The sequence below is a fragment of the Vogesella sp. LIG4 genome, from assembly GCF_900090205.1.
In the GTDB taxonomy this organism is placed as follows: Bacteria; Pseudomonadota; Gammaproteobacteria; order Burkholderiales; family Chromobacteriaceae; genus Vogesella.
The window spans coordinates 2,676,317-2,698,193 of record NZ_LT607802.1 but is presented as its reverse complement, the minus strand read 5'-3'; the positions used below and the strand labels follow the sequence as shown (position 1 = coordinate 2,698,193).

Below are 21,877 nucleotides of genomic sequence, written 5' to 3'. Positions count from 1 at the left end.
GCCGCATCGGCATAGGGCGCGGCGCTTGAAGCAGCCTAGTGGCAGCCGCCGCCCTTGCACCCACCACACGAACCGCAGGCACTGTTGCCGCCCTTGCGGCCCTTGCCGCCACGACGCGGCAGGTAGCGGCGCAGCAGATAGCCGGCCGCGGCAGCCACGATCAGGCCCACGATGATGTGCTGCAGCATGTCATTGCTCATGACGACTCCCGATTACCACCACGCCATGGCCAGCTGGCGCACCGCAAAGGCGCCGGCATAGGCCAGCACGAACAGATAGAGCACGAACAGCAGCGTGCTGCGTGCCGAGTTGGTTTCGCGCCGCACCACCGAGATGGTGGACAGGCACTGCGGTGCGTACACGAACCACGCCAGGTAGGCCAGCGCCACCGGCAGGCCCCAGCTGTGCGCCAGCGCACCGCCCAGTGCCGCCTCGCCGCCCACCGCGTACACGGTAGCCAGGGTACTTACCGCCACCTCGCGCGCGGCCATGGCCGGGATCAGCGCGATGCACATCTGCCAGTTGAAGCCCAGCGGCGCAAACAGCGGCTGCATGAACTTGCCCAGCATGCCGGCAAAGCTGTACTCGATGGCCGGCAGCGTGCCCCCGGCCGGCGGATGCGGAAAGGTAGCCAGGAACCACAGCACGATGGACAGCGCCAGGATCACGGTGCCGACGCGGTGCAGGAAGATCCACGCCCGCTCCTTCAGCCCCAGCAGAAAGTGATAGCCGTTCGGCCAGCGGTAGTTGGGTAGCTCCAGCAGCAGCGGAAAGGCATCGGTGGCCGCCTGCTTCCGGCGCATGCTCCAGGCCACCAGCGCGGCGCTGGCAATGCCGGCCAGGTACAGCGCGAACAGCGTCAGCCCTTGCAGATTGAATACGCCCCATACCGTGCGGGCCGGCACAAAGGCGCCGATCACCAGCGCGTACACCGGCAGCCGCGCCGAGCAGGTCATCAGCGGCGCGGTCATGATGGTGATCAGCCGCTCGCGCGGGTCGGCAATGCTGCGGGTGGACATGATGCCGGGCACCGCGCAGGCGAAGCTGGACAGCATGGGAATGAACGAGCGGCCGGACAGCCCCACGCCGCGCATCACGCGGTCGAGCAGAAAGGCGGCGCGCGGCAGGTAGCCGGAATCTTCCAGCGCCAGGATGAAGGCGAACAGGATGATGATCTGCGGCAGGAACACCAGCACACCACCCAGGCCGGCAATCAGGCCATCCACCACGAAGTCGTGCAGGATGCCGGCCGGCAGCAGGCCACCCACCGTGGCGCCCAGCCAGTCCATGCCGGCGCTGATGCCGTCCATCACCGGCTTGGCCCAGGCGAACACCGCCTGGAACATCAGCAGCAGCGTCACCGCCAGAATCACCAGCCCCAGCACCGGGTGCATCACCAGCGCATCCAGCTTGTCCTGCCAGCGCGGCGCCTCGGCAGGCGCCGAGACGCACTCGGCCAGCAGGCTGTCGATGCGCGCGTAGACGGCTTCCACCGCCTCGGCGCGATCCGGCAGCTGCAGCGTGCCGCTGCGCGGCTTGGCACGGGCGGCCACTGCGGCCAACGTTTGCCGCAGCTCGGCAGCGCCATCCTTGCGCACCGCCACCGTTTCCACCACCGGCATGCCCAGCCGCTGCGCCAGCAGCGCGGTATCGATGCGGATACCGCGGCTGCGCGCCGCATCGGCCAGGTTCAGCGCAAGCACCATGGGCAGGCCCAGCGCCTGCAACTCCAGCACCAGGCGCAGCCCCAGCTTGATATTGGTGGCATCGATCACCGCCACCAGCACGTCCGGGCTGGCTTCGCCGGCCATTTCCCCCAGGATCACGCGGCGCGCCACCTGCTCGTCCGGCGAGGCCACGTACAGGCTGTAGGTGCCGGGCAGGTCGATCAGCTCGGCGTTGCGGCCAACCCCGGCCAGCGGGCCGCTGCGTTTTTCCACGGTGACACCGGCGTAGTTGGCCACCTTGGCCTTGGCACCGGTAAGGCAGTTGAACAGCGCGGTCTTGCCGCAGTTGGGGTTACCCACCAGGGCAAAGCGCAAAAGGGAATGAGACATGGAGTCGGATCAGGCCGGGTGCAGGGCGGTAAGGATCTTGGCGGCCTCGGCGCGGCGCAGGCCGAACTTGGTACCGTTGATACGCACCGCCACCGGGTCGCTGCCGAACAGGCCGAAGCCGATCACCTGCAGCACCGCGCCGGGCAGAAAACCCAGCTCCTTCAGGCGCTGGGTCACCTGCGCATCCAGCGCGCCAAAGTGCGCATGGCTGGCGATATCCACAATGGTGGCGCGGCTGCCCTTGGGCAGCTGATGCAGCGGAGTATGACGGTGACTCACGGCAGAATCCTCATGCGGTACAAGGCCATTAGAAACAAGATTAATTATTGTTATCGTACCAACCCGCTCCAGACGGTGTACACCGCCGCCACCTGATCCAGCGCAAGGAAATCGCATTCCGCCGCCGGCCAGGGTTGGCCGCAGTAGCTACAACGTGGTGCGGCAAGGTGGGCCAAACAGCAATGGCGCGATTTGCATATTGCTTGGCACGATGCGCTAGTGCCTGCCGGCCCGGCTCTACCGACAATGTCTTCATTGCGCGGCAAGCAACAGCTTGCTGCCTGGCCCATAGCACACGGCACACAGCGGAGACAGCACCATGCTCAATATCGACCACACCCGGCCCGTCATGGTGACGGGCGCCACCGGCTACGTTGCCGGCTGGATCGTCAAACGCCTGCTGGAAGCGGGTGTCACCGTGCACGCACCGGTGCGCCACCCCGGGGATGCCGGCAAGATCGCCCACCTGCAGGCGCTGGCAGCCAACTCGCCAGGCAGCATCCGCTTCTTCCGGGCCGACTTGCTCGAACCTGGCTCCTATGCGCAAGCCATGGCCGGCTGCAGCATCGTGTTTCATACCGCCTCCCCGTTCACGCTCGATGTGCGCGACCCGCAAAAGGAGCTGGTAGACCCGGCACGGCTGGGCACGCGCAACGTGCTGGAAACGGCCTGCAATACCGCATCGGTGCGGCGCGTGGTGCTCACCAGCAGCTGCGCGGCGATCTATGGTGACAATGCGGATGTCTGGAACGCGCCGGGCCAGATCCTGACCGAAGACATCTGGAACAGCTCGTCGTCGCTCGAGCATGTGCCTTACTCCTACTCCAAGACCGTCGCGGAGCGGGAGGCATGGGAAATCGCTGCCAGGCAGTCGCGCTGGGGCCTGGTCGTCATCAACCCCAGCCTGGTGATTGGCCCAGGCATCAACCCGCACGCCACCTCGGAGAGCTTCAAGCTGATGCAGCAGCTGGGCAACGGCAGGATGAAAGCAGGCGTTCCCGACATCGGCCTCGGCGCCGTGGATGTGCGCGACCTGGCCGAGGCCCATCTGCGGGCCGCCTACCTGCCAGAGGCAAAGGGGCGCTACATCATCTCCGGGCACAATACTTCGCTGCCCGCGATGGCCCGCACCCTGCTGCCGACATACCAGGCCTACCCCATTCCACGCCGCATCCTGCCCAAGTGGCTGGTCTGGCTGGTGGCGCCACTGGCCGACAAAAGCACCACGCGCAAATTTGTGGCCCGCAATGTCGGCTACGCGTGGCAGGCGGACAATGGCAAGAGCATCCGCGAACTCAAGATGCAGTACCGCCCGCTGGCGGCATCGGCTCAGGACATGTTCCAGCAGCTGATCGACAGCCGGCAGCTTCCCCAACCCTGAGCGCCCTTGCGCAGGTAAAGAGATACCATGAAACGTGCCACGCACTTTTCGCTGCACCCCGGCTGGCGCTTGCTGCTTAGCGATATGGGGCTTCACCCCGAGCATGTGCTGCGGCTGGCCGGCCTGCCCGCGGACCTGTTTACCCGCCAGGAGGCCAGCATCAGCGCTGCCCAGTATTTCGGTTTGTGGCAGGCGCTGGAACAGGCAACGGACGTGCTGACCCTGCCGCTGAAAATCGGCATGGCGATCTCGGTCGAGACATTTGACCCGCCGATTTTCGCGAGCTTCTGCAGCCCCAATCTCAACGTGGCGCTACAGCGGCTCGCCACGTTCAAGAAGCTCATCGGGCCGATGACCCTGACGGTAGATATCGCCCCCAGCGGCACCACGGCCACGCTGGCCTGCTACGGCAACGACGGCGCCATCCCCAAGAGCCTGGCCATGACCGAACTGGTGTTCCTTACCCAGCTGACCCGGCTCGGCACCCGCCAGCGCGTGGTGCCGCAGGCGATAGTCTTGCCGGAGTTGCCGCCCGACCCGGCCGCCTATGCCGACTTCTTCGGCGTGATGCCACGCCAGGGCAGCGCAGTCCAGATCCGCTTTGCCAGCCAGGACGGCGTACGCCCCTTCCTTACCGCCAATGAGGCAATGTGGGCAGTGTTCGAGCCCGCCCTGCGCAAGCGCCTGGCGGAACTGGACGCCAGCGCCAGCATGAGCGAGCGTGTCAAGGCACTACTGCTGGAGAACCTGCCGGCCGGCGAGTACGGCATCGAGGCGGTGGCAAAGCAGCTGGCAGTCAGCCGGCGCACCTTGCAGCGCCAGCTAAGCGAGGAATCGACCAGCTTCAGCCATATCCTGAACGGCACCCGGCAACAGCTGGCACAGCATTACCTGGGCCGCACCGTCATCCCGCAGGGAGAAATCGCCTTCCTGCTCGGCTTCCAGGACACCAATTCCTTCATCCGCGCCTTCAAGGAATGGGCTGGCATGACGCCCGGCAGCTACCGCCATGGCGTAGCTGCCGGCAGCACGAGACTTCCCGACGGGCCGACATCGGGCGCAACGACTACTGCCTGAGCCGCTACCGGCCCTGTTTTCGATGCGGCCAAGCTGGCACCAAGCTCCGGCACCACTCCCCGGCAGCGGCGCTGTCACACGCCTGCCATGCAAGGCGGGCAGCATTGTCAGCAAACGTCACGCGGGAGACAGCCATGAGCACGCATACCCTGGTACATCAGGCAGTTCGCAACACCACAACCACCGGCCGCAAGGCGCTGGGGGACAAGCTGTTCGCCCGCTGGTTCAGCCAGCTGGTCTACGCGCAGATCTGGGAAGACCCGCAGATCGACATCGAGGCACTGGCGCTGAAGCCCGGCGCACGGCTGGTCACCATTGCCTCCGGCGGCTGCAATGCGCTGGCCTACCTGAGCCAGCAGCCGGCGGTGGTGCACGCGGTGGATCTGAACCACAGCCACCTCGCGATGCTGGCGCTGAAAAAGGCCGCCTTCGCCACCCTGCCCGACTACCAGACGCTGCTGGACTTCCTCGGCAGCGCCGACCGCAAGCAGAATCCGCAGCGCTTTCGCCGCTACGTGGCGCCGCAGCTGCCGGTGGTGGCGCGCCAGTACTGGGAAGGCAAGGACTGGCGCGGCCGCCAGCGCTACCAGCTGTTTGCCCATCACGCCTACCGCCACGGCCTGCTCGGCCGCTTCATCGGCTTTGGCCACCTGGTAACGCGGCTGCTGGGCGGCAACCTTGGCAAGATCGCCGACGCCGGCAGCCTGGATGAGCAACGCGCGCTGTTCGACCGCCACCTGGAGCCGGTATTCCGCCACCCGCTGCTGCGCTTCCTGGCCCGCCGCGAAAGCCTGCTGTACAGCATGGGCATTCCGCCGGCGCAGTTCGCCGCGCTGCGCGAGGACGCCGGCGGCGACCTGGCCACGCTGTTCAGCCAGCGCATGCGCCGCCTGGCCTGCGATTTCCCGCTTGCGGCCAACCCTTTCGCGCAGCAGGCGTTTGCCCGCCGCTACGACATCGGCCAGCAGGAGGCGCTGCCGATGTACCTGCAGTCGCGCCACTACGAAAGCATCCGCCACAACCTGACGCGGCTGCTGGGCCACCATGGCTCGATGACCGACTTCCTGGACGGCTGCGCGCCGCAGTCGCTGGACGCCTACCTGCTGCTGGATGCGCAGGACTGGATGGATGACGCCCAGCTCAACGCGCTGTGGCGGCAGATCACCCGCACCGCCGCCCCCGGCGCGCGGGTGGTGTTCCGCACCGGCGGCAGCCGCTCGCCGCTGGAAGGCCGGCTGGCGCCGCAGCTGATGGCCTGCTGGCACACCGACCCGGACTACAACCGCAGCCTGCACGCGCGTGACCGCGCCGCCATCTACGGCGGCGTACACCTGTACTGCAAGCGCACATGAACCGGGCGCCGCACGCACTGCAGCCGGACGCCCACGGCGAATGGCTGCAGCAGGGGCAGCAGCTGGGTGGCCGGCACTGGGTAAGCAATGCGCCGTGCCGCATCAGCCTGTACCCCAGCCGCCACGGCCCGCTGCCGGTGACGCAGCTGCAGCAGTCCTCCACCCAGGACAGCTACGTAGCCAGCCCGCGCTCGGCCTGGCTGCGCTACCCGCAAGCCGAGGCGCGCCACCATGGCGGCCGGGTGCAGGCGCTGGCAGCGCTGGCCGCCTCGCCACTGGGCGGGCTGATCAGTGCCGCGCGGCTGGACAGCGCCCTGCTGCCGGACAACTGGCTGCTGTCCACCAATCTGCACCCGCAATGGCAGGATGCCGAGCTGGCCGAGCTGCGCGACAGCCTGCTGACGCCGAACCCGGAACGCCCGCTGCTGCTGCGCAATGTCTGTGCTGCGGCCAACCCCGGCCTGCCGACACAGTTGGCCGCACAGGGCTGGCTGCTGCTGCCGGCGCGGCTGGTCTACCTGTGCGACCCGGCGCAGCCGGAGGTATGGCGCCGCAACCATGTCAAACGCGACCAGCGCCTGCTGGAACAAAGCGACCTGCGCCTGCTGGGGCCGGACGACATCCGCCCGGAACAACTGCCGCAGCTGCAGTACTGCTTTCGCGACCTGTTCATCGACAAGCACTCGGCGCTGAACCCGGACTTCAGCGCGCACTTCTTCCAGCTGTGCCTGCAGCGGCGCTTCCTGGAACTGTACGCGCTGGAACTGGGCGGCAACGTGGTGGGCTGCATCGGCCTGTTGGCGCGCCACGGCTGGCTCACCACCCCGCTGATCGGCTACGACACCCGGCTGCCGCCCAAGCTGGGCATCTACCGCCGGCTGATGGCACTGCTGCTGCGCGAGGCACAGCAGCGCGGGCTGCAACTGCACTACAGCGCCGGTGCCGGCGAATTCAAGCGCCACCGCGGCGGCGAGCCGCAGCTGGAATACAGCGCGGTGTACGCCCGCCACCTGGGCAAGCGCCAGCAGCTGGCGCTGTCCACGCTGGCGGCGCTGCTGCAGCGCACGGCAACGCCGCTGCTGCAACGCTACGGTTGAAACTGTCCTAAGGTGAAATCTGCATATCTTTAGCGATATTTGGCTTGGCGAGGCTGACGGCAAACACGGTATGCTTGCGCCATAGTTTGCAGATTCCAATACCCGAACGGCGCGGCAAGCGCCGTTCTGCCTTAGGGTGCCTCGAAAACCCCGGTTTTCAAGCGAGACAAGGCGCTAACGAAACGACCTCCGCGGCATATGCTTGATATGCAAGGAGGCACAATCGCAAGCAACGCAATATCGCAACGAAAGCAGGCGTCTTCCGATGCGCCCCTTAGTGGAGAACCGTCATGCACACCCGCCTCACCCTGCTCGCCGCCGCCCTGCTCGCCTGCGGCGCCGCCTACGCCAAACCGCTAACCGTATGCACCGAAGCCAGCCCGGAAGGTTTCGACGTGGTGCGCTACAACTCGCTGACCACCACCAACGCCAGCGCCGACGTGGTGTTCAACCGCCTGGTGGACTACGACGCCCGCGCCGGCAAGGTGGTACCCAGCCTCGCCAGCAGCTGGAAAGTGGCGGACGACGGCCTGTCGGTCAGCTTCACCCTGCGCCAGAACGTGAGCTTCCACCGCACCGCCTGGTTCAAGCCCGGCCGCCCGCTGAATGCCGACGACGTGGTGTTCAGCTTCCAGCGCATGCTCAACCCCGACCACCCGTGGTACAAGACCTCCCCCACCGGCTACCCGCACGCCAAGTCCTTCCAGCTGGACAAGCTGATCAAGGCCGTGGTGAAAGTGGATGCCCGCACCGTGCGCTTCGACCTCAACCAGCCGGACGCCACCCTGGTGCCGCTGCTGACCATGGGCTTTGCCAGCATCTACTCCGCCGAATATGCCGACCAACTGGCCAGGAGCGGCAATTTCGACCAGTTCAACAGCCAGCCGGTAGGCACCGGCCCCTACGTGTTCCAGAGCTTCGTCAAGGACAGCGTGGTGCGCTATGCGGCCAACCCTGCCTACTTTGCCGGCAAGCCGAACGCCGAACGCCTGTCCTACGTGATCACCCCGGACACCGCGGTGCGCGCGCAGAAGATCAAGGCCGGCGAGTGCCAGATTTCGCTCAGCCCCAAGCCGCAGGACATTGCCGATGCCGCCGGCGCAGCCGGGGTGAAGGTGTTGAGCACGCCGATGTTCTCCACCGCCTTCGTGGCCCTGAACAGCCAGCACAAGCCGTTTGACGACAAGCGCGTGCGCCAGGCGGTGAACCTGGCCTTCGACAAGGCCAACTATCTGAAAGTGGAATTCGCCGGTAGCGCCATCGCCGCCAGCAACCCGTTCCCGCCATCCACCTTCGGCTACAACAAGGCGGTGAAGGACTACCCGCTGGACATCGCCCGCGCCAGGAAACTGCTGGCCGATGCCGGCTACGGCAACGGTTTTGATACCACCATCTGGGTACGCCCCACCGGCAGCACGCTCAATCCCAACCCGAAAGCCGGCGCCGAACTGTTGCAGGCCGACCTCGCCAAGGTGGGCATCAAGGCCGAGATCAAGGTGCTGGAATGGGGTGAGCTGATCAAGCGCGGCAAGGCCGGCGAGCACGACCTGCTGTTCATGGGCTGGGCCGGCGACAACGGCGACGCCGACAACTTCCTCACCCCGCAGTTCAGCTGCGCGGCGGTACAGTCCGGCACCAACTTCGCCCGCTACTGCGACCCGGCGCTGGATAAACTGATCACCGACGCCCGCCGCATCGCCAACCCGAAGCAGCGTGCGGCCAACTATGCCAAGGCACAGCAGATCATCAAGGAGCAGGCGCTGTGGCTGCCGCTGGCCCACCCCACAGCGGCCGTGCTCACCACCGGCAATGTCAGCGGCTTCCAGGTCAGCCCCTTCGGCCGCGTGGACTTCAGCCGCGTGGTGGTGAAGTAAGCGCCCCGGCCGCCGCAGGCGGCAAGGGCAACAAAAAAGCCAGGCTGGCCAGCCTGGCTTTTTTACTGGCAGCACCACTCACTCCCCCATCACCACACCCTCGCGGCGCGGGTCGGCGCCGCCGAAGAAACCGCCGTCGCGGCGGCCTATCGCCTGCAGGCCGCTGGTCATCTCGGTTTCGCGCACTTCATGGCCGTGCGCTTGCAGCCAGGCCACGGTGGCGGGTGGGAAGCGGCCCTGCTCCAGCTGGGTGGGCGCGCCGCTGGCGCCGAAGTTGGGCAGGCTGATGGCCTGCTGCGCGTCCATGCCCCAGTTGAGCATGGCGTACAGCGTCTTGGCGGTGTAGTGGATGATCTGCGCGCCGCCGGGGCTGCCGGCGCTGATCAGCACCTGGCCGCCGGCCTTGTCGAACACCAGCGTCGGGCTCATCGAGCTGCGCGGGCGCTTGCCTGGCTGCACTCGGTTGGCAGTGGGCAGGCCGGCGGCGTCATTGGGTGCGAAGTTGAAATCGGTCAGCTGGTTGTTGAGCAGGAAGCCACCCACGCCGTGGCCGGACGGGTTCACCATCTGCCGCGAGCCGAACTGCGCCTCCACCGTGGTGGTCATGCTCAACGCGTGGCCGTCAGCATCGATGATGCTGATGTGGCTGGTGCCGTACTCCGGCTGCGGCGCGGCCATGCCCAGTGCGGCCTGCAGCATACCCGGCTGGCCGGGCTGCGCGGTCTTCATGCTGGTTTCGCCTATCAGCCCGGCGCGTGCCGCCAGGTAGCCGGGCGCCAGCATGCTCAGCCAGTTGCCGCCGGGCGCGGCCACAAAGTCCGGGTCGCCCACGTACTTGCCGCGATCGGCAAACGCCAGCCGCGAGGCCTCGGTATACAGGTGCAGCCATTGCGGCGACGGCAGCGGCTTGCCATCCGCCCCCTGCTGCAGCGGCAGGCCGGCGGCGGCGGTGTTGTTCAGGATGCCCAGGATCTGGCCGATGGCCAGCATGCCGCTGCTGGGCGGCGGGAAGCCGCACAGCCGGTAATCATGCTCACGCGCACGGTAGTCGCTGCACAGTGCCGTGCGCTTCTTCGGCCGGTAGGCGGCCAGGTCCGCCAGCGTCAGCAGCCCGGGGTTGGCCGCATGGCCACGCACCTTGGCCACAATGGCCGCCGCCACCGGCCCCTGCAGCAGCGCCTTGCTGCCCTGGGCGGCAATGGCACGCAGCACCTCGGCGTAGGGCGGGTTCTTCAGCACATGCCCCACCGGCCACGGCTTGCCGTCCGGCTGGTAGAAGTAGACGGCCGCCACCGGGTCCCGCCGCAAGTAATCGTCCGCCTGCAGCAGCGTGTACAGCCGCGGGCTGACGGCAAAGCCCTGTTCCGCCAGATTAATAGCAGGCTGGAACAGTGCCGCCCACGGCAGCCTGCCCTGCTCGCGGTGCGCCATTTCCAGCATCGCCACCGCGCCCGGCACGCCTACCGAACGCCCGCCCACCACGGCGGCATCGAAGTCCATCGGCTTGCCGTCGGCAGTGAGAAACAGCCGCTCGTCGGCGGCGGCCGGCGCGGTCTCGCGGCCATCCCAGGCGCTTACCGCCTTGCCGTCCCAGTACAGCAGCAAGGCGCCGCCGCCGATGCCGCTGCTCTGCGGCTCCACCAGCCCCAGCACCATCTGCACCGCAATGGCAGCATCCAGCGCGCTGCCACCGGCGGCCAGCACCTGGCGGCCGGCATCGGTGGCCAGCGGGTTGGCCGCCGCCACCGCGTCATGACGAGTGGCCCAGCCCGGTTTGTCCTGATAGCCGCTGGCCAGCTCCGGCTGCGTCGGCAGTGGGCTGTAGGTGAAAGACGGCGTGGCGGCGCAGGCGCCCAGCAATAGCGCCAAGGCAAACAGCGGTAAACGGGAAAGCATGGTGATTCCTTGCTCGTGGCGGGCAGCTTCATCGATAGCACACTTCATGCCACATGGCTTTACGCCATGCGGCCAACCCGCGTGCCGGCTTGCGGTAGAATGCGCGCTTTTGCCGCCGGCCCGCCGCATGCTCACTGTTCTCTACCGTGACGACTACCTGATCGCCATCGACAAGCCTTCCGGCCTGCTGGTGCACCGCAGCGAGATCGACCGCCGCGAAACCCGTTTCGCGGTGCAGCTGCTGCGCGACCAGATCGGCCGCCAGGTGTTCCCGGTGCACCGGCTGGATCGCGGCACCAGCGGCGTGCTGCTGTTCGCGCTGGATGCCACTACCGCGCGGCTGCTCAACGAGCAGTTTGCCGGCCGCCAGCCCGGCAAGACCTACCTAGCGGTGGTGCGCGGCCACCCGCAGGACAGCGGCGACATCGACCACCCCATCACCCGCCAACCGGACGAGCGCGAATACGTGCACGGTAATGCCCAGCTCAACGCCCAGCCGGCGTTCACCCGCTACCGCACGCTGGCGCGCTGCGAGCTGCCGTTCGCGGTGGACCGCTACCCGCAAAGCCGCTACGCATTGCTGGAGTTGCAGCCGGAAACCGGCCGCCGCCACCAGCTGCGCCGCCACCTCAAGCACATCGCCCACCCCATCATCGGCGACGCCACTCACGGCAAGGGCGTGCATAACCGCTTCTTCCAGCAGCAATTCAACGTTGGCCGCATGCTGCTGCACGCGGTGGAACTGCAGCTGACGCACCCGGTAAACGGTGAAGCGCTCTGCCTCACCGCGCCGCTTACTGGCGACTTCACCCGCCTGATCGGCGAGCTGGGCTGGCGTGAGGCGCTGCCAGTGGCATGGCTGGGCGACATAGAAGCAGCTCACGATCTCGCTAGCTAGGGCGCGACAAGGCGAAAACGACTGAGTAAGCGGAATTTACAAAAGTAAATGCGCATTGCGAAGCCGGTTTCAACGCCGTATCGCGCGAAGCGCAGCAGATCGTAAACCCGGCTTACGCTACAATAGCCGGCTGTTTTTGACGGCCCACGCCCATGCTCAGTTATCGCCACGCCTTTCACGCCGGCAACCACGCCGACGTACTCAAGCACCTGGTAGAGGTGCAGATTCTTGATTATCTCGGCCAGAAAGGCGCTTTCTGGTACATCGACACCCACGCCGGCGCCGGTGCCTACAGCCTCACCGAGGGCTATGCCACCAAGACCGCCGAATACGTGGATGGCGTGGCGCGGCTGTGGCAGCGCGACGACGCGCCCGAGCTGGTGCAGCGTTATCTCGAAGTGGTGCGCGGCATGAACCAGGATGGCGAGTTGCGCCACTACCCTGGCTCGCCCTGGTTCGCCGCCGAGGTAATGGCCGGCAGCGACAAGCTGCGGCTGTTCGAGCTGCACCCCAGCGATTTCGAGCTGCTGTCGCACTGCTTTGCCGACGCCGGCCGCCGTGTAAAAGTGGACAAGGCCAACGGCTTCGAGGCCATCAAGTCCATCCTGCCGCCGCCGCCGCGCCGCGCGCTGACGCTGATCGACCCGCCGTACGAGGACAAGGGTGACTACCAGCACGTGGTACGGGCGATGAAAGAGGCGCTGAAGCGCTTCGCCACCGGCAGCTACGCCATCTGGTACCCGCTGCTGCAGCGCAAGGACGTGGGCGACATGGTGCGCGAGCTGAAGAAGCTGCCCTGCCACAGCTGGCTGGACGTCACCCTCACCGTGCGCAAACCGTCGCAGGACGGCTTCGGCATGCACGGCAGCGGCATGTTCGTGGTCAACCCGCCGTGGACGCTCAAGGCCGAACTGGAAGCCGTGCTGCCCTGGCTGAAGGACGCACTGGCGGTGGATGCCGGTGCCGACTACAGCCTGGCCTTCCACGAGAACGGCCACCAGAAGAACTGACCCCACCCGGCCGCGCGCCGGGTTTTTGTTGCCCCGTCGTAGCCCGGATAAACGCAGCGCATCCCGGAAATCGCCTATCCGGCGTGCCACAGACCGCGCCACGCCCAACGGCCAGTAGCAGCCCTGCCCCGCAGCCGGCATCATGCCGATGCCATTCAGCCAGGAGGCCGCCATGATCAAGCAGGTCGGCAACACCCCCATCCGCGAATACCACACCGCCAGCTGCCACTGCGGCGCGGTGGTACTGGAGCTGCATCTGCCGGACGGCATCGTCGACCCGCGCCGCTGCGACTGCTCCATCTGCCGCCGCAAGGGCGCCATCGTCGCCTCGGTGCCGCTGGCCGGCATCCGCATCGTGCAGGGCGCGGACAAGCTCAGGCTGTACCAGTTCAACACCCGCACCGCCAGCCACTATTTCTGCGGTGAGTGCGGCATCTACACCCACCACCAGCGGCGCAGCAACCCGCAGCAGTACGGCTACAACGTCGGCTGCCTGGAAGGCGTCAACCCGTATGAACTCGGCCCGGTGCCGGTGAACGACGGCGTGAACCACCCGGCGGATCGCCAAGCCTGAACAGCATGCTCCAAAGCAGAAAAGGTTGGCCGCATGCGGCCAACCTTTTTCGTGTCCATCGCGCCAACGCGGCTATATGGCGATGTAGCGGTCCGGGCGGTGGTTGAAGCCGATCACCATGTTCAGCGCCGCGGCCCCCAGGATAGAGCCCAGCAGCGCCGGCCAGCTCACCAGCAGCAGCGAAGTGCCAAGAATCAGCAGATCCAGCCCCAGCTGCAGCTTGCCGGCGCGGATGCCGTAGCGATCCTGCAGGAACAGCGCCAGGATATTGATGCCGCCCAGGCTGGCCTGGTGGCGGAACAGCGCAATGAAGCCCATGCCCATCATCAGCCCGCCCACCAGCCCGGTGTAGAACGGGTTGAGGCTGCCCAGGTGCAGGAACTGGCCGTGCATGCTGGTGAACAGCGACAGCAGGCTCACCGCGATAAAGGTCTTCAGCGTGAAGCGCCAGCCCATGCGGCGCCAGGCCAGCCAGTAGAACGGCAGGTTGATGGTGAAGAAGATGGCGCCGAACGGCAGGCCGGTGCGGTAGTGCAGCAGGAAGGCGATGCCGGCGGTGCTGCCGGTGAGCAGGCCGGCCTGCTTGAACATCGCCACGCCGAAAGCCACCAGCAGCGTGCCCACCAGGATGGCGAGCACGTCTTCCAGCAGGCTGTGGGCGATGGCGGTATCCGCCTCGGGGATGGCGGATGGGCTGAGCGTGGTCATGATTGATATTGCGACGCAACAAAAGAAGTGGCCATTTTACTTTTCCACCCCGGCAACCACCAGCATCCAGATCAAGAATCCACGAAATGGCAATTCACTGCCATTACAGAAACAAATAAATCATTTTCCGGCAACTTTACGCCACAGCAAGCCACCACCTCATGCAGTACCCTGCCCTCGGCTGCCGCGCAGCCAGGCGGCCAGCGCGCGAATGTCGTCCGGCGTGGTGCGGCAGCAGCCGCCAATACAACTGGCGCCGGCCGCGCGCCACTGGCGGGCGGCATCGGCAAATGCCTGCGGTTCGTTGCTGTCGTGCCAGGTCTTGCTCACCGGGTCGTAGGTTTCACCGGAGTTCGGATAGGTCAGCAGCCGCTTGCCGCTGGCCTGTGCCGCCGCCTGCAACAAGGGCGCGATGTGGCGCGGCGCGGTGCAGTTCACCCCTACCGCCACCGCCTGGGCGAATGGCTGCAGCGCGGCGATAGCATCGGCCAGAGGAGTGCCTTCGCTCAGATTGGCATCGTCGCGGCAGGAGAAGCTGATCCACGCCGCAGCCTGCGGAAACTCGTCCCGCAGCAGCCGCGCCAGTGCCAGCGCCTCCTGCTGGCAGGGAATGGTCTCGCAGGCCAGCAAGTCCGGCCCGGCCGCCAGCAGTGCGGCGATGCGCGGGCGATGAAAGTCCACCAGCTGCTGCTCGGAGAGGCCATAGTGGCCGCGGTATTCCGAGCCGTCGGCCAGCATGGCGCCGTAAGGGCCCACCGAGGCCGCCACCAGCGGGCGCGTGCGGCCAACCCTGTTGTGCTCGTCGGCCCAGAACGCGTCGCGCGCCGCCTGCGCCAGCTCCACCGACAGCCGCATCAGCCGCGCAGCCTCACCGGCATCAATGCCACGACGGGCAAAGCCGGGGAAGCTCGCCTGGTAGCTGGCAGTAGTGGCCACGTCGGCGCCGGCCAGGAAGTAGTCGTAGTGCACATCGCGAATCAGCTGCGGCTGCTCGATCAGCACCCGCGCCGACCACAGCGCATCGTTCAGGTCGCAGCCACGGCGCTCCAGTTCCGAGGCCATGGCGCCGTCCAGCACGACGGGGCTGCTGCCGAATACGGTGAACGGGTCGCGCATGGCCGGCTCCTTAAATGAAAAACCCCGGCACGGGCCGGGGCGATGCAAGGCAGAGAATGCGCTCAGAGGCGGAAGCGGGCAACCAGCGACTTCAGTTCGTCGCCGCGCTGCGCCAGCAGGTTGATGGTGGCCAGCGCCTGCTGCAGGCTGCTGTCGGTCTGCTGCGCCATCACGTTCACGCGCTCGGCACTGCGTGCCATCTCGTTGGTGGCGATGCCCTGCTCGGCGGTGGAGGAGGTGATTTCGCCCATGCGCGAGGAGATTTCCTCGGCATTGCTCTTGATCACTTCCACCTTGTCGGCCGCCTGGCGCGACAAGGTGACACCGGATGCCACCTTCTCGTTGGTGGTATCGGCATGCTCGATGGCCTCGCCGGTGCGGCGGATCACGGTGTCGATCATCTCGGCGATCTGCACGGTGGCAGTGGCGGTACGCTCGGCCAGCTTGCGCACCTCATCGGCCACCACGGCAAAGCCGCGGCCGGATTCGCCGGCGCGGGCAGCTTCAATGGCCGCGTTCAGCGCCAGCAGGTTGGTCTGATCGGCGATGTCGCGGATCACGCCGACAATGCCCTTGATCTGTTCGGACTGGCCGGACAGGCTGCCCATTACGGTGTGCAGCGAAGCCACGGCGGTCTGGATGGACTGCACTTCGCGCTCCACCTCGGCCATGGCACGGTGCGAATCCACCGAGTTGCTGCGCGACTGCGCCACCAGCGCCTCGGTTTCGCCCACGTGGTCGGCAATGTGGTTGATGCTGACCGTGATTTCCTCGATGGTGGCCGCGGTAGCAGACAGCTCGGTGGACTGCACGCGGGAGTCCTGGCCGATCTGCTCGGCCACGCTGCTCAGCTCGCCGGCATCGCGTGCCAGGGCTTCGGATTCGTCGCGCACGGTGATGAACATCTCGCGCAGCTTGGCCACGAACTGGTTGAAGGCGTCGGCGATCTGGCCCACTTCGTCACGGTTGCCCACCGGCAGGGTCTTGGTGAGGTCGCCATGGCCGCTGGCCACTTCCTGCATCGCCTTGTGCAGGGTGCCCAGGCCGGACAGCATGCGTGCCACGCCCACATAGGCCAGGATGCTGGCCAGGATCATGCCGGCAATCGCCAGGCCCACCATTACCATCAGCAGCTGGCTCACCGGTGCCATGGCGGCAGCCTTGGGCACCAGCACGCCGAACAGCCAGTTGGTCTTCGGCACCGGGAACAGCGCCACCAGCTGGGTTTCGCCATCGATGGAGGCGGACTGGATCACGCCATCCTTGCTCAGGCCAGCCAGGTCGAAGCCTGGAATGACCTCACCGATTTTCTTCAGCGCGGAGTCTTTTTGCGGGTGGGCGATCACATCGCCTGCCGCGGTAATCAGGAAGGCGTAGCCATCGCCCGGCAGCTTGGCGGACACCACTTCTTCCACCACGCGCGCCAGCGTCACGTCGCCACCGGCTACCGCCACCAGCTGGCCGCCATCCTTGCGCGCCTGGGCAAAGGTGATGATCGGCTTCTTGGTTGCAGCGTCGATATACGGAGGCGAAGCGATAGGACCGTCGGAATCCTTGGCAGCCAGGTACCACGGCCGTACGGTCGGGTCATAGCCTGGCGGTACCGGTGTCGCCCCGGTGGGCTGGGTCATGGTCTTGTCCGGCTGGCCGATATACATGTCGTCAAAGCCACCGGCGGCCTTGGCCTGATCCAGTATCGGCTTGAGTTCGCCAGTACCGAAACGCGGCAGTACCGAAGCAGCAATATGCTGCTTGCTCTGCACCCACTCTGATACGAAGCTCACCTTATTGTCGGCAGCCATCTTGATCTGCCCTTCGATCTGGGTTGCCAGCGTGGCACTCATCTTCCAGTAGGCAACGCTACAGAAGACGACTGCCAGTGCTGCAATTACCAGCAGCACGAACGTCATCAGTTTTGCGCGCAAAGACATGATAGATACTTCCCCTGTTTATTGGATTTTGAAGTGAGTGGATGTTACTACCGGGGAGCGAGCCCCGTTCCTGTTATAGCCAGAAAACAATTTCATGCACTTTCTGCGTGCATTTGCGCCATGCTGTCGCAAAAAATTGATTTAAAACAACTTTGCAATTTCGATATGTTAGGTTTAAATCGCAAAAAATTCCATAGCCCCCGTAGACAATATGCAATGCGCAAGAAACTTCTGGCGCGATATGCCATCACCACCCGCAAACGGCAAATCCGGGCTGCAGCCCTTGTCCGGCGGCAAGCGCTAACTACTGTCAGCCAGCCACACCAATGCTGCACCTGCACATCGAATACTGTCCGACATGCGTTGACAGCCACGGCCAGCTTCTCTAGATTGCGCCAAGCTACGCAGCCAATCGCAAGGTTGGCCGCCACCAGTGCAGGAGAGACTGCCCGGATCTGATCCAGCGGCAGCGCCGAAGGGGAATCGCCCCAGAAACTCTCAGGCAAAAGAACTGCACTGGTCAGGCACTCTGGAGAGTAGGCCCGCAACCGCGCGGCCTCGCCGAAGGCAGCATGGCCAGTCAATACTGCGCCGCAATCTCTCAGGCAAAGGGACAGAGGGGGCATCGTCCGGTGATACCGGGCGGACGCCCCATTACCCTGTCTGCCATTCCACAGACCGTCCGTCCATCACCGCCCGTTTTATTCAAGGCGCGGTGCGGCCAACGTTTTGCCGCCTGCGCCGGCGACCAGGAGATACGCGATGTTTACCCAGGATATGCAGATTGCCGGCTTTGACGACGCCCTGTGGGCCGCCATGCAGGCCGAAGACCAGCGCCAGCAGGACCACATCGAGCTGATTGCCTCCGAAAACTACACCAGCCCGCGCGTGATGCAGGCCCAGGGCAGCCAGCTCACCAACAAATACGCCGAGGGCTACCCCGGCAAGCGCTACTACGGCGGCTGCGAACACGTGGACGTGGTGGAACAGCTGGCCATTGACCGCGCCAAGCAGCTGTTCGGCGCCGACTACGCCAACGTGCAGCCGCACTCCGGCAGCCAGGCCAACGCCGCCGTCTACATGGCGCTGCTGGAGCCGCACGACACTGTGCTCGGCATGAGCCTGGCCCATGGCGGCCACCTCACCCACGGCGCCAAGGTCAACTTCTCCGGCAAGATCTACCACGCCGTGCAGTACGGCCTGAACCCGGCCACCGGCGAGATCGACTATGACGAAGTGCAGCGCATGGCCAACGAATACCAGCCGAAGATGATCGTGGCCGGTTTCTCCGCCTACTCGCTGATCGTCGACTGGAAGCGCATGCGCCAGATCGCCGACAGCATCGGCGCCTACCTGTTCGTGGACATGGCCCACGTGGCCGGCCTGGTGGCTGCCGGGCTGTACCCGAACCCGATTCCGCACGCCCACGTGGTGACCACCACCACCCACAAGACCCTGCGCGGCCCGCGTGGCGGCCTGATTCTGGCTGCGGCCAACCCGGAACTGGAGAAGAAGCTGAACTCAGTGGTATTCCCCGGCATCCAGGGCGGCCCGCTGATGCACGTCATCGCCGCCAAGGCAGTGGCGTTCCAGGAGGCGCTGCAGCCGGAATTCGTCGATTACCAGAAACAGGTGCTGGCCAACGCCCGCGCCATGGTGAAGGTGTTCCAGGACCGCGGCTACAGCATCGTGTCCGGCAAGACCGACGACCACCTGTTCCTGCTGAGCCTGATCGACAAGGGCCTCACCGGCAAGGCGGCCGATGCCGCGCTGGGCGCCGCTCACATCACCGTGAACAAGAACGCGGTGCCGAACGATCCGCAAAGCCCGTTCGTGACCAGCGGCATCCGCATCGGCACCCCGGCCATCACCAGCCGTGGCTTCAAGGAAGCCGAGGCACGCCAGGTGGCGCACTGGGTCTGCGACATCCTCGACGATATCGAGAACCCGGAAGTGGGTGCACGCGTAAAACGCCAGGTAGCGGAGCTTTGCGCCGCGTATCCGGTCTATCGTTAAATAGTAATAAGAGCTTGTTCACGATCTCGTGAGCTAGAGCGAGACAAGGCGAAAATGGCTGAGGAAGCGGAATTGACATGGAGTCAATGAGCATTCCGAAGGTATTTTCAACGCCGTATCGCCGAAGCGCAGCAGATCGTGAATAAGCTCTAAGCGCTGCGGCCAACCCTGGCCGCGGTGCGTTATCCAACAGCACGGGGCCACCCCCTGTAAACCGGGCGCCGCCAACCCACGGCGGCGCCACAACCAGACAAGAGAAGCAGCATGGCTATCAGTGTTTTCGACCTGTTCAAGATCGGCATCGGCCCGTCCAGCTCCCACACCGTCGGCCCGATGCGTGCCGCGCGCCAGTTCATCGCCCGCCTGGAAAAGGATGGCCAGCTGAGCGCCACCGCGCGCGTGAAATCGGAAATGTTCGGCTCTCTGGGCGCCACCGGCAAAGGCCACGGCACCGATACCGCGGTGCTGCTGGGCCTGGCCGGCGAGCTGCCCGACCTGGTCGACACCGATGCCGTGCCGCAGATGCTGGCCACCATCCGTGCCGACAAGGCCATCACCCTGCTCGGCCAGCAGCGCATTGCCTTCAACGAGGCGGAAGACCTGCTGCTGTACAAGCGCAAGGCCCTGCCCTACCACCCCAACGGCATGATCTTCGAAGCCTTCGACGCCGACGGCAACAGCCTGTCCAAGCGTGCCTATTACTCGGTAGGCGGCGGCTTCGTGGTGGATGAGGCCGCCATCGACGCCGGCTTCGTGCCGCCGGGCGTTACCGAACTGAAGCACCCGTTCAAGACCGGCGCCGAACTGCTGGCCCTGTGCCAGCGCGAAGGCAAGAGCATCAGCCAGATCATGCTGGAAAACGAGCTGGCCTGGCGTAGCGAGGACGAAGTACGCGCCGGCCTGCTGCAGATCTGGCAGGTGATGCAAAGCTGCGTGCAGCGCGGCTGCAGCCACGAAGGCATCCTGCCCGGCGGCATGAAAGTGAAGCGCCGCGCCGCCGACCTGTACCGCAAGCTCACCAACGCCCCGGAAGCCGCGTTGCGCGACCCGCTGACGGTGATGGACTGGGTAAACCTGTACGCACTGGCGGTGAACGAGGAAAACGCCGGTGGCGGCCGCGTGGTCACCGCACCCACCAACGGCGCGGCCGGCATCATCCCAGCGGTGCTGCACTACTACGCCCGCTTCGTGCCCAATGCCAGCGAAGACGGTGTGGTGCGCTTCCTGCTTACCGCCGGCGCCATCGGCATCCTGTTCAAGCTCAACGCCTCCATCTCCGGCGCCGAAGTCGGCTGCCAGGGCGAAGTCGGTTCCGCCTGTTCCATGGCCGCCGGCGCGCTGGCCGAGGTGCTGGGCGGCACGCCTGAACAGGTGGAAAACGCCGCCGAAATCGGCATGGAACACAACCTGGGCCTGACCTGCGACCCGGTGGGCGGCCTGGTACAGGTGCCGTGCATCGAACGCAACGCCATGGCGGCAGTGAAGGCCATCAACGCCGCGCGCATGGCACTGCGCGGCGACGGCCAGCACTTCGTGTCGCTGGACCGGGTGATCAAGACCATGCGCGACACCGGCCGCGACATGAGCAACAAATACAAGGAAACCGCGCGTGGCGGCCTGGCGATCAACGTGATCGAAGTGCCGGTAAACATCGTGGAATGCTGATGCCCGCTTGCGGCCAACGTTGGCCGCAGACATGACAACGCCCGCTGCATGCGGGCGTTTTTCATGATCAACAGTAGATGCCGCGCCCGACTGCCGGGTGGCAACGATGAGTAGCGGCTACATCCGCGTAATGGACGCCACAGACAAAGCAAAGTTGGCCGCAATACCGTCAGGGCATGCGGCCAACCTTGGAATTACGCGGTAAACGTCGGGCTTCATTTCATTCAATCCAGGCTACCGTGCTCGCAGAGCATCCTCTACCCCGCACCAGTCAGACTGATACACACCAGCGGCCAGATAGCGATGAAAAGTCGAATACGGCCATGCCGCAACATGCGTAACCAGCCCATGCTTGAGTGGATTGCGATGAATGTAATCGAGGTGGCGATTGAAATCCGTCTGGTCACGAATGACATGCTCCCAGAAACGGCGTTGCCAGATACCTCGCTCCCCCTTGCGGACACGTACGGCATTCCGCTCCTCACTCGCCGCCAGCTGCCGAACAAACCGAATCTTGATCGCCTTGATGCGATTGGAAAAATCATCGTCACCGGGTGGCAGCGTGATCAGACAATGAAAATGATCTGGCAACACCACCCAGCCATCAATGCCGAACGGCCGCACTCGCTGCGTCTGCCGGACCGCATCACGCAACGCATCGATATGCGTCACCAGTAAACACGAACCACGCTCCAGCAAAGTGACGGTCAAGAAATACGTTCCACCTGCCACGAACATCCGACGGTAACTTGCCATCAACCTGCTCCTCTGAGTCGATGGCAAAGCGTAAAAGAAGAAGCCGATACCATTGGCAAGCGATTGTCACCGCCCGGTCATGTAGGGCGGAAGCCCGCAGAGCGGGCGTTCCGCCGCAACACACCACGGCAATCACGCCAAGGGTACGAAACCGCCCTACACAAAAAGCTTGGCCGCAAGCGGTGCAGAC

The 21,877-nt window shown here is 65.5% G+C and carries 18 protein-coding genes and 2 riboswitches; of the genes, 10 read left to right on the top strand and 8 right to left on the bottom strand.

Annotation, left to right across the window (positions count from 1 at the left end; translation table 11 throughout):
• Positions 1–35: 35 nt before the first annotated feature.
• Genes PSELUDRAFT_RS12695 through PSELUDRAFT_RS12685 form a run of 3 tightly spaced genes read right to left on the bottom strand, consistent with a single transcriptional unit; the run spans position 36 to position 2,336 of the window.
• Positions 36–200 carry a FeoB-associated Cys-rich membrane protein gene (locus PSELUDRAFT_RS12695; RefSeq protein ID WP_088967186.1) on the bottom strand — a complete coding sequence of 55 codons (165 nt, stop codon included), beginning with the start codon at positions 198–200 and terminating at the stop codon, positions 36–38.
• Between the two features lie 12 nt (positions 201–212).
• The gene (locus PSELUDRAFT_RS12690; RefSeq protein ID WP_088967185.1) at positions 213–2,057 is read right to left on the bottom strand and encodes a ferrous iron transporter B; all 1,845 of its coding nucleotides are present in this window, start codon (positions 2,055–2,057) and stop codon (positions 213–215) included.
• A gap of 9 nt (positions 2,058–2,066) precedes the next feature.
• On the bottom strand, positions 2,067–2,336 hold the full coding sequence (locus PSELUDRAFT_RS12685; RefSeq protein WP_231895211.1) for a FeoA family protein: 270 nt from the start codon (positions 2,334–2,336) through the stop codon (positions 2,067–2,069).
• 319 nt (positions 2,337–2,655) lie between these two features.
• Between PSELUDRAFT_RS12685 and PSELUDRAFT_RS12680 the strand changes: the two genes are divergently transcribed.
• The 5 genes from PSELUDRAFT_RS12680 to PSELUDRAFT_RS12660 all read left to right on the top strand — a co-directional run bounded on the left by PSELUDRAFT_RS12680 (position 2,656) and on the right by PSELUDRAFT_RS12660 (position 9,117).
• Complete coding sequence (locus PSELUDRAFT_RS12680) at positions 2,656–3,717, top strand: NAD-dependent epimerase/dehydratase family protein (protein WP_088967183.1); 1,062 nt, start codon at positions 2,656–2,658, stop codon at positions 3,715–3,717.
• Between the two features lie 27 nt (positions 3,718–3,744).
• Positions 3,745–4,794, top strand: a complete 1,050-nt coding sequence (locus tag PSELUDRAFT_RS12675) for an AraC family transcriptional regulator (protein ID WP_088967182.1) — start codon at positions 3,745–3,747, stop codon at positions 4,792–4,794.
• Between the two features lie 134 nt (positions 4,795–4,928).
• Positions 4,929–6,146: a DUF3419 family protein gene (locus PSELUDRAFT_RS12670; RefSeq protein ID WP_157725119.1), complete on the top strand. Its 1,218-nt coding sequence runs from the start codon at positions 4,929–4,931 to the stop codon at positions 6,144–6,146.
• Positions 6,143–7,243 (top strand): GNAT family N-acetyltransferase, encoded by a 1,101-nt coding sequence (locus tag PSELUDRAFT_RS12665; RefSeq protein WP_088967180.1) that lies wholly within the window; start codon positions 6,143–6,145, stop codon positions 7,241–7,243. The genes PSELUDRAFT_RS12670 and PSELUDRAFT_RS12665 overlap by 4 nt, the downstream gene beginning before the upstream one ends.
• Before the next feature lie 290 nt (positions 7,244–7,533).
• Positions 7,534–9,117 carry an ABC transporter substrate-binding protein gene (locus tag PSELUDRAFT_RS12660; RefSeq protein WP_088967179.1) on the top strand — a complete coding sequence of 528 codons (1,584 nt, stop codon included), beginning with the start codon at positions 7,534–7,536 and terminating at the stop codon, positions 9,115–9,117.
• A 78-nt stretch (positions 9,118–9,195) separates the two neighbouring features.
• Here the strand turns inward: PSELUDRAFT_RS12660 and PSELUDRAFT_RS12655 are convergent, their stop codons facing one another.
• Positions 9,196–11,013 carry a gamma-glutamyltransferase family protein gene (locus PSELUDRAFT_RS12655; protein WP_088968487.1) on the bottom strand — a complete coding sequence of 606 codons (1,818 nt, stop codon included), beginning with the start codon at positions 11,011–11,013 and terminating at the stop codon, positions 9,196–9,198.
• A 127-nt stretch (positions 11,014–11,140) separates the two neighbouring features.
• Between PSELUDRAFT_RS12655 and PSELUDRAFT_RS12650 the strand changes: the two genes are divergently transcribed.
• The 3 genes from PSELUDRAFT_RS12650 (at position 11,141) to PSELUDRAFT_RS12640 (ending at position 13,495) form a co-directional block, all read left to right on the top strand.
• Positions 11,141–11,911, top strand: a complete 771-nt coding sequence (locus PSELUDRAFT_RS12650) for a pseudouridine synthase (RefSeq protein ID WP_088968486.1) — start codon at positions 11,141–11,143, stop codon at positions 11,909–11,911.
• Between the two features lie 152 nt (positions 11,912–12,063).
• Positions 12,064–12,921 carry a 23S rRNA (adenine(2030)-N(6))-methyltransferase RlmJ gene (locus PSELUDRAFT_RS12645; protein ID WP_088967178.1) on the top strand — a complete coding sequence of 286 codons (858 nt, stop codon included), beginning with the start codon at positions 12,064–12,066 and terminating at the stop codon, positions 12,919–12,921.
• 172 nt (positions 12,922–13,093) lie between these two features.
• On the top strand, positions 13,094–13,495 hold the full coding sequence (locus tag PSELUDRAFT_RS12640) for a GFA family protein (protein WP_088968485.1): 402 nt from the start codon (positions 13,094–13,096) through the stop codon (positions 13,493–13,495).
• Between the two features lie 72 nt (positions 13,496–13,567).
• Here the strand turns inward: PSELUDRAFT_RS12640 and PSELUDRAFT_RS12635 are convergent, their stop codons facing one another.
• The 3 genes from PSELUDRAFT_RS12635 to PSELUDRAFT_RS12625 form a co-directional block, all read right to left on the bottom strand.
• The gene (locus PSELUDRAFT_RS12635) at positions 13,568–14,203 is read right to left on the bottom strand and encodes a YitT family protein (protein ID WP_088967177.1); all 636 of its coding nucleotides are present in this window, start codon (positions 14,201–14,203) and stop codon (positions 13,568–13,570) included.
• A 159-nt stretch (positions 14,204–14,362) separates the two neighbouring features.
• On the bottom strand, positions 14,363–15,319 hold the full coding sequence (gene mmuM / locus PSELUDRAFT_RS12630; protein ID WP_088967176.1) for a homocysteine S-methyltransferase: 957 nt from the start codon (positions 15,317–15,319) through the stop codon (positions 14,363–14,365).
• Between the two features lie 62 nt (positions 15,320–15,381).
• Positions 15,382–17,250, bottom strand: a complete 1,869-nt coding sequence (locus tag PSELUDRAFT_RS12625; protein WP_231895210.1) for a methyl-accepting chemotaxis protein — start codon at positions 17,248–17,250, stop codon at positions 15,382–15,384.
• Between the two features lie 426 nt (positions 17,251–17,676).
• A riboswitch (glycine riboswitch) is annotated at positions 17,677–17,774 on the top strand.
• Between the two features lies 1 nt (position 17,775).
• Positions 17,776–17,871, top strand: a riboswitch (glycine riboswitch).
• Positions 17,872–18,012: 141 nt separating this feature from the next.
• Here PSELUDRAFT_RS12625 and glyA point away from each other — a divergent pair.
• Both glyA and PSELUDRAFT_RS12615 read left to right on the top strand, forming a co-directional pair.
• A complete protein-coding gene (gene glyA, locus PSELUDRAFT_RS12620) occupies positions 18,013–19,266 on the top strand; it encodes a serine hydroxymethyltransferase (RefSeq protein WP_088967174.1) in 1,254 nt (417 codons plus the stop codon).
• Between the two features lie 264 nt (positions 19,267–19,530).
• Positions 19,531–20,931 (top strand): L-serine ammonia-lyase, encoded by a 1,401-nt coding sequence (locus tag PSELUDRAFT_RS12615; protein ID WP_088967173.1) that lies wholly within the window; start codon positions 19,531–19,533, stop codon positions 20,929–20,931.
• Positions 20,932–21,165: 234 nt separating this feature from the next.
• Here the strand turns inward: PSELUDRAFT_RS12615 and PSELUDRAFT_RS12610 are convergent, their stop codons facing one another.
• Positions 21,166–21,687 carry a transposase gene (locus tag PSELUDRAFT_RS12610; protein ID WP_088967172.1) on the bottom strand — a complete coding sequence of 174 codons (522 nt, stop codon included), beginning with the start codon at positions 21,685–21,687 and terminating at the stop codon, positions 21,166–21,168.
• Between the last annotated feature and the right edge of the window lie 190 nt (positions 21,688–21,877).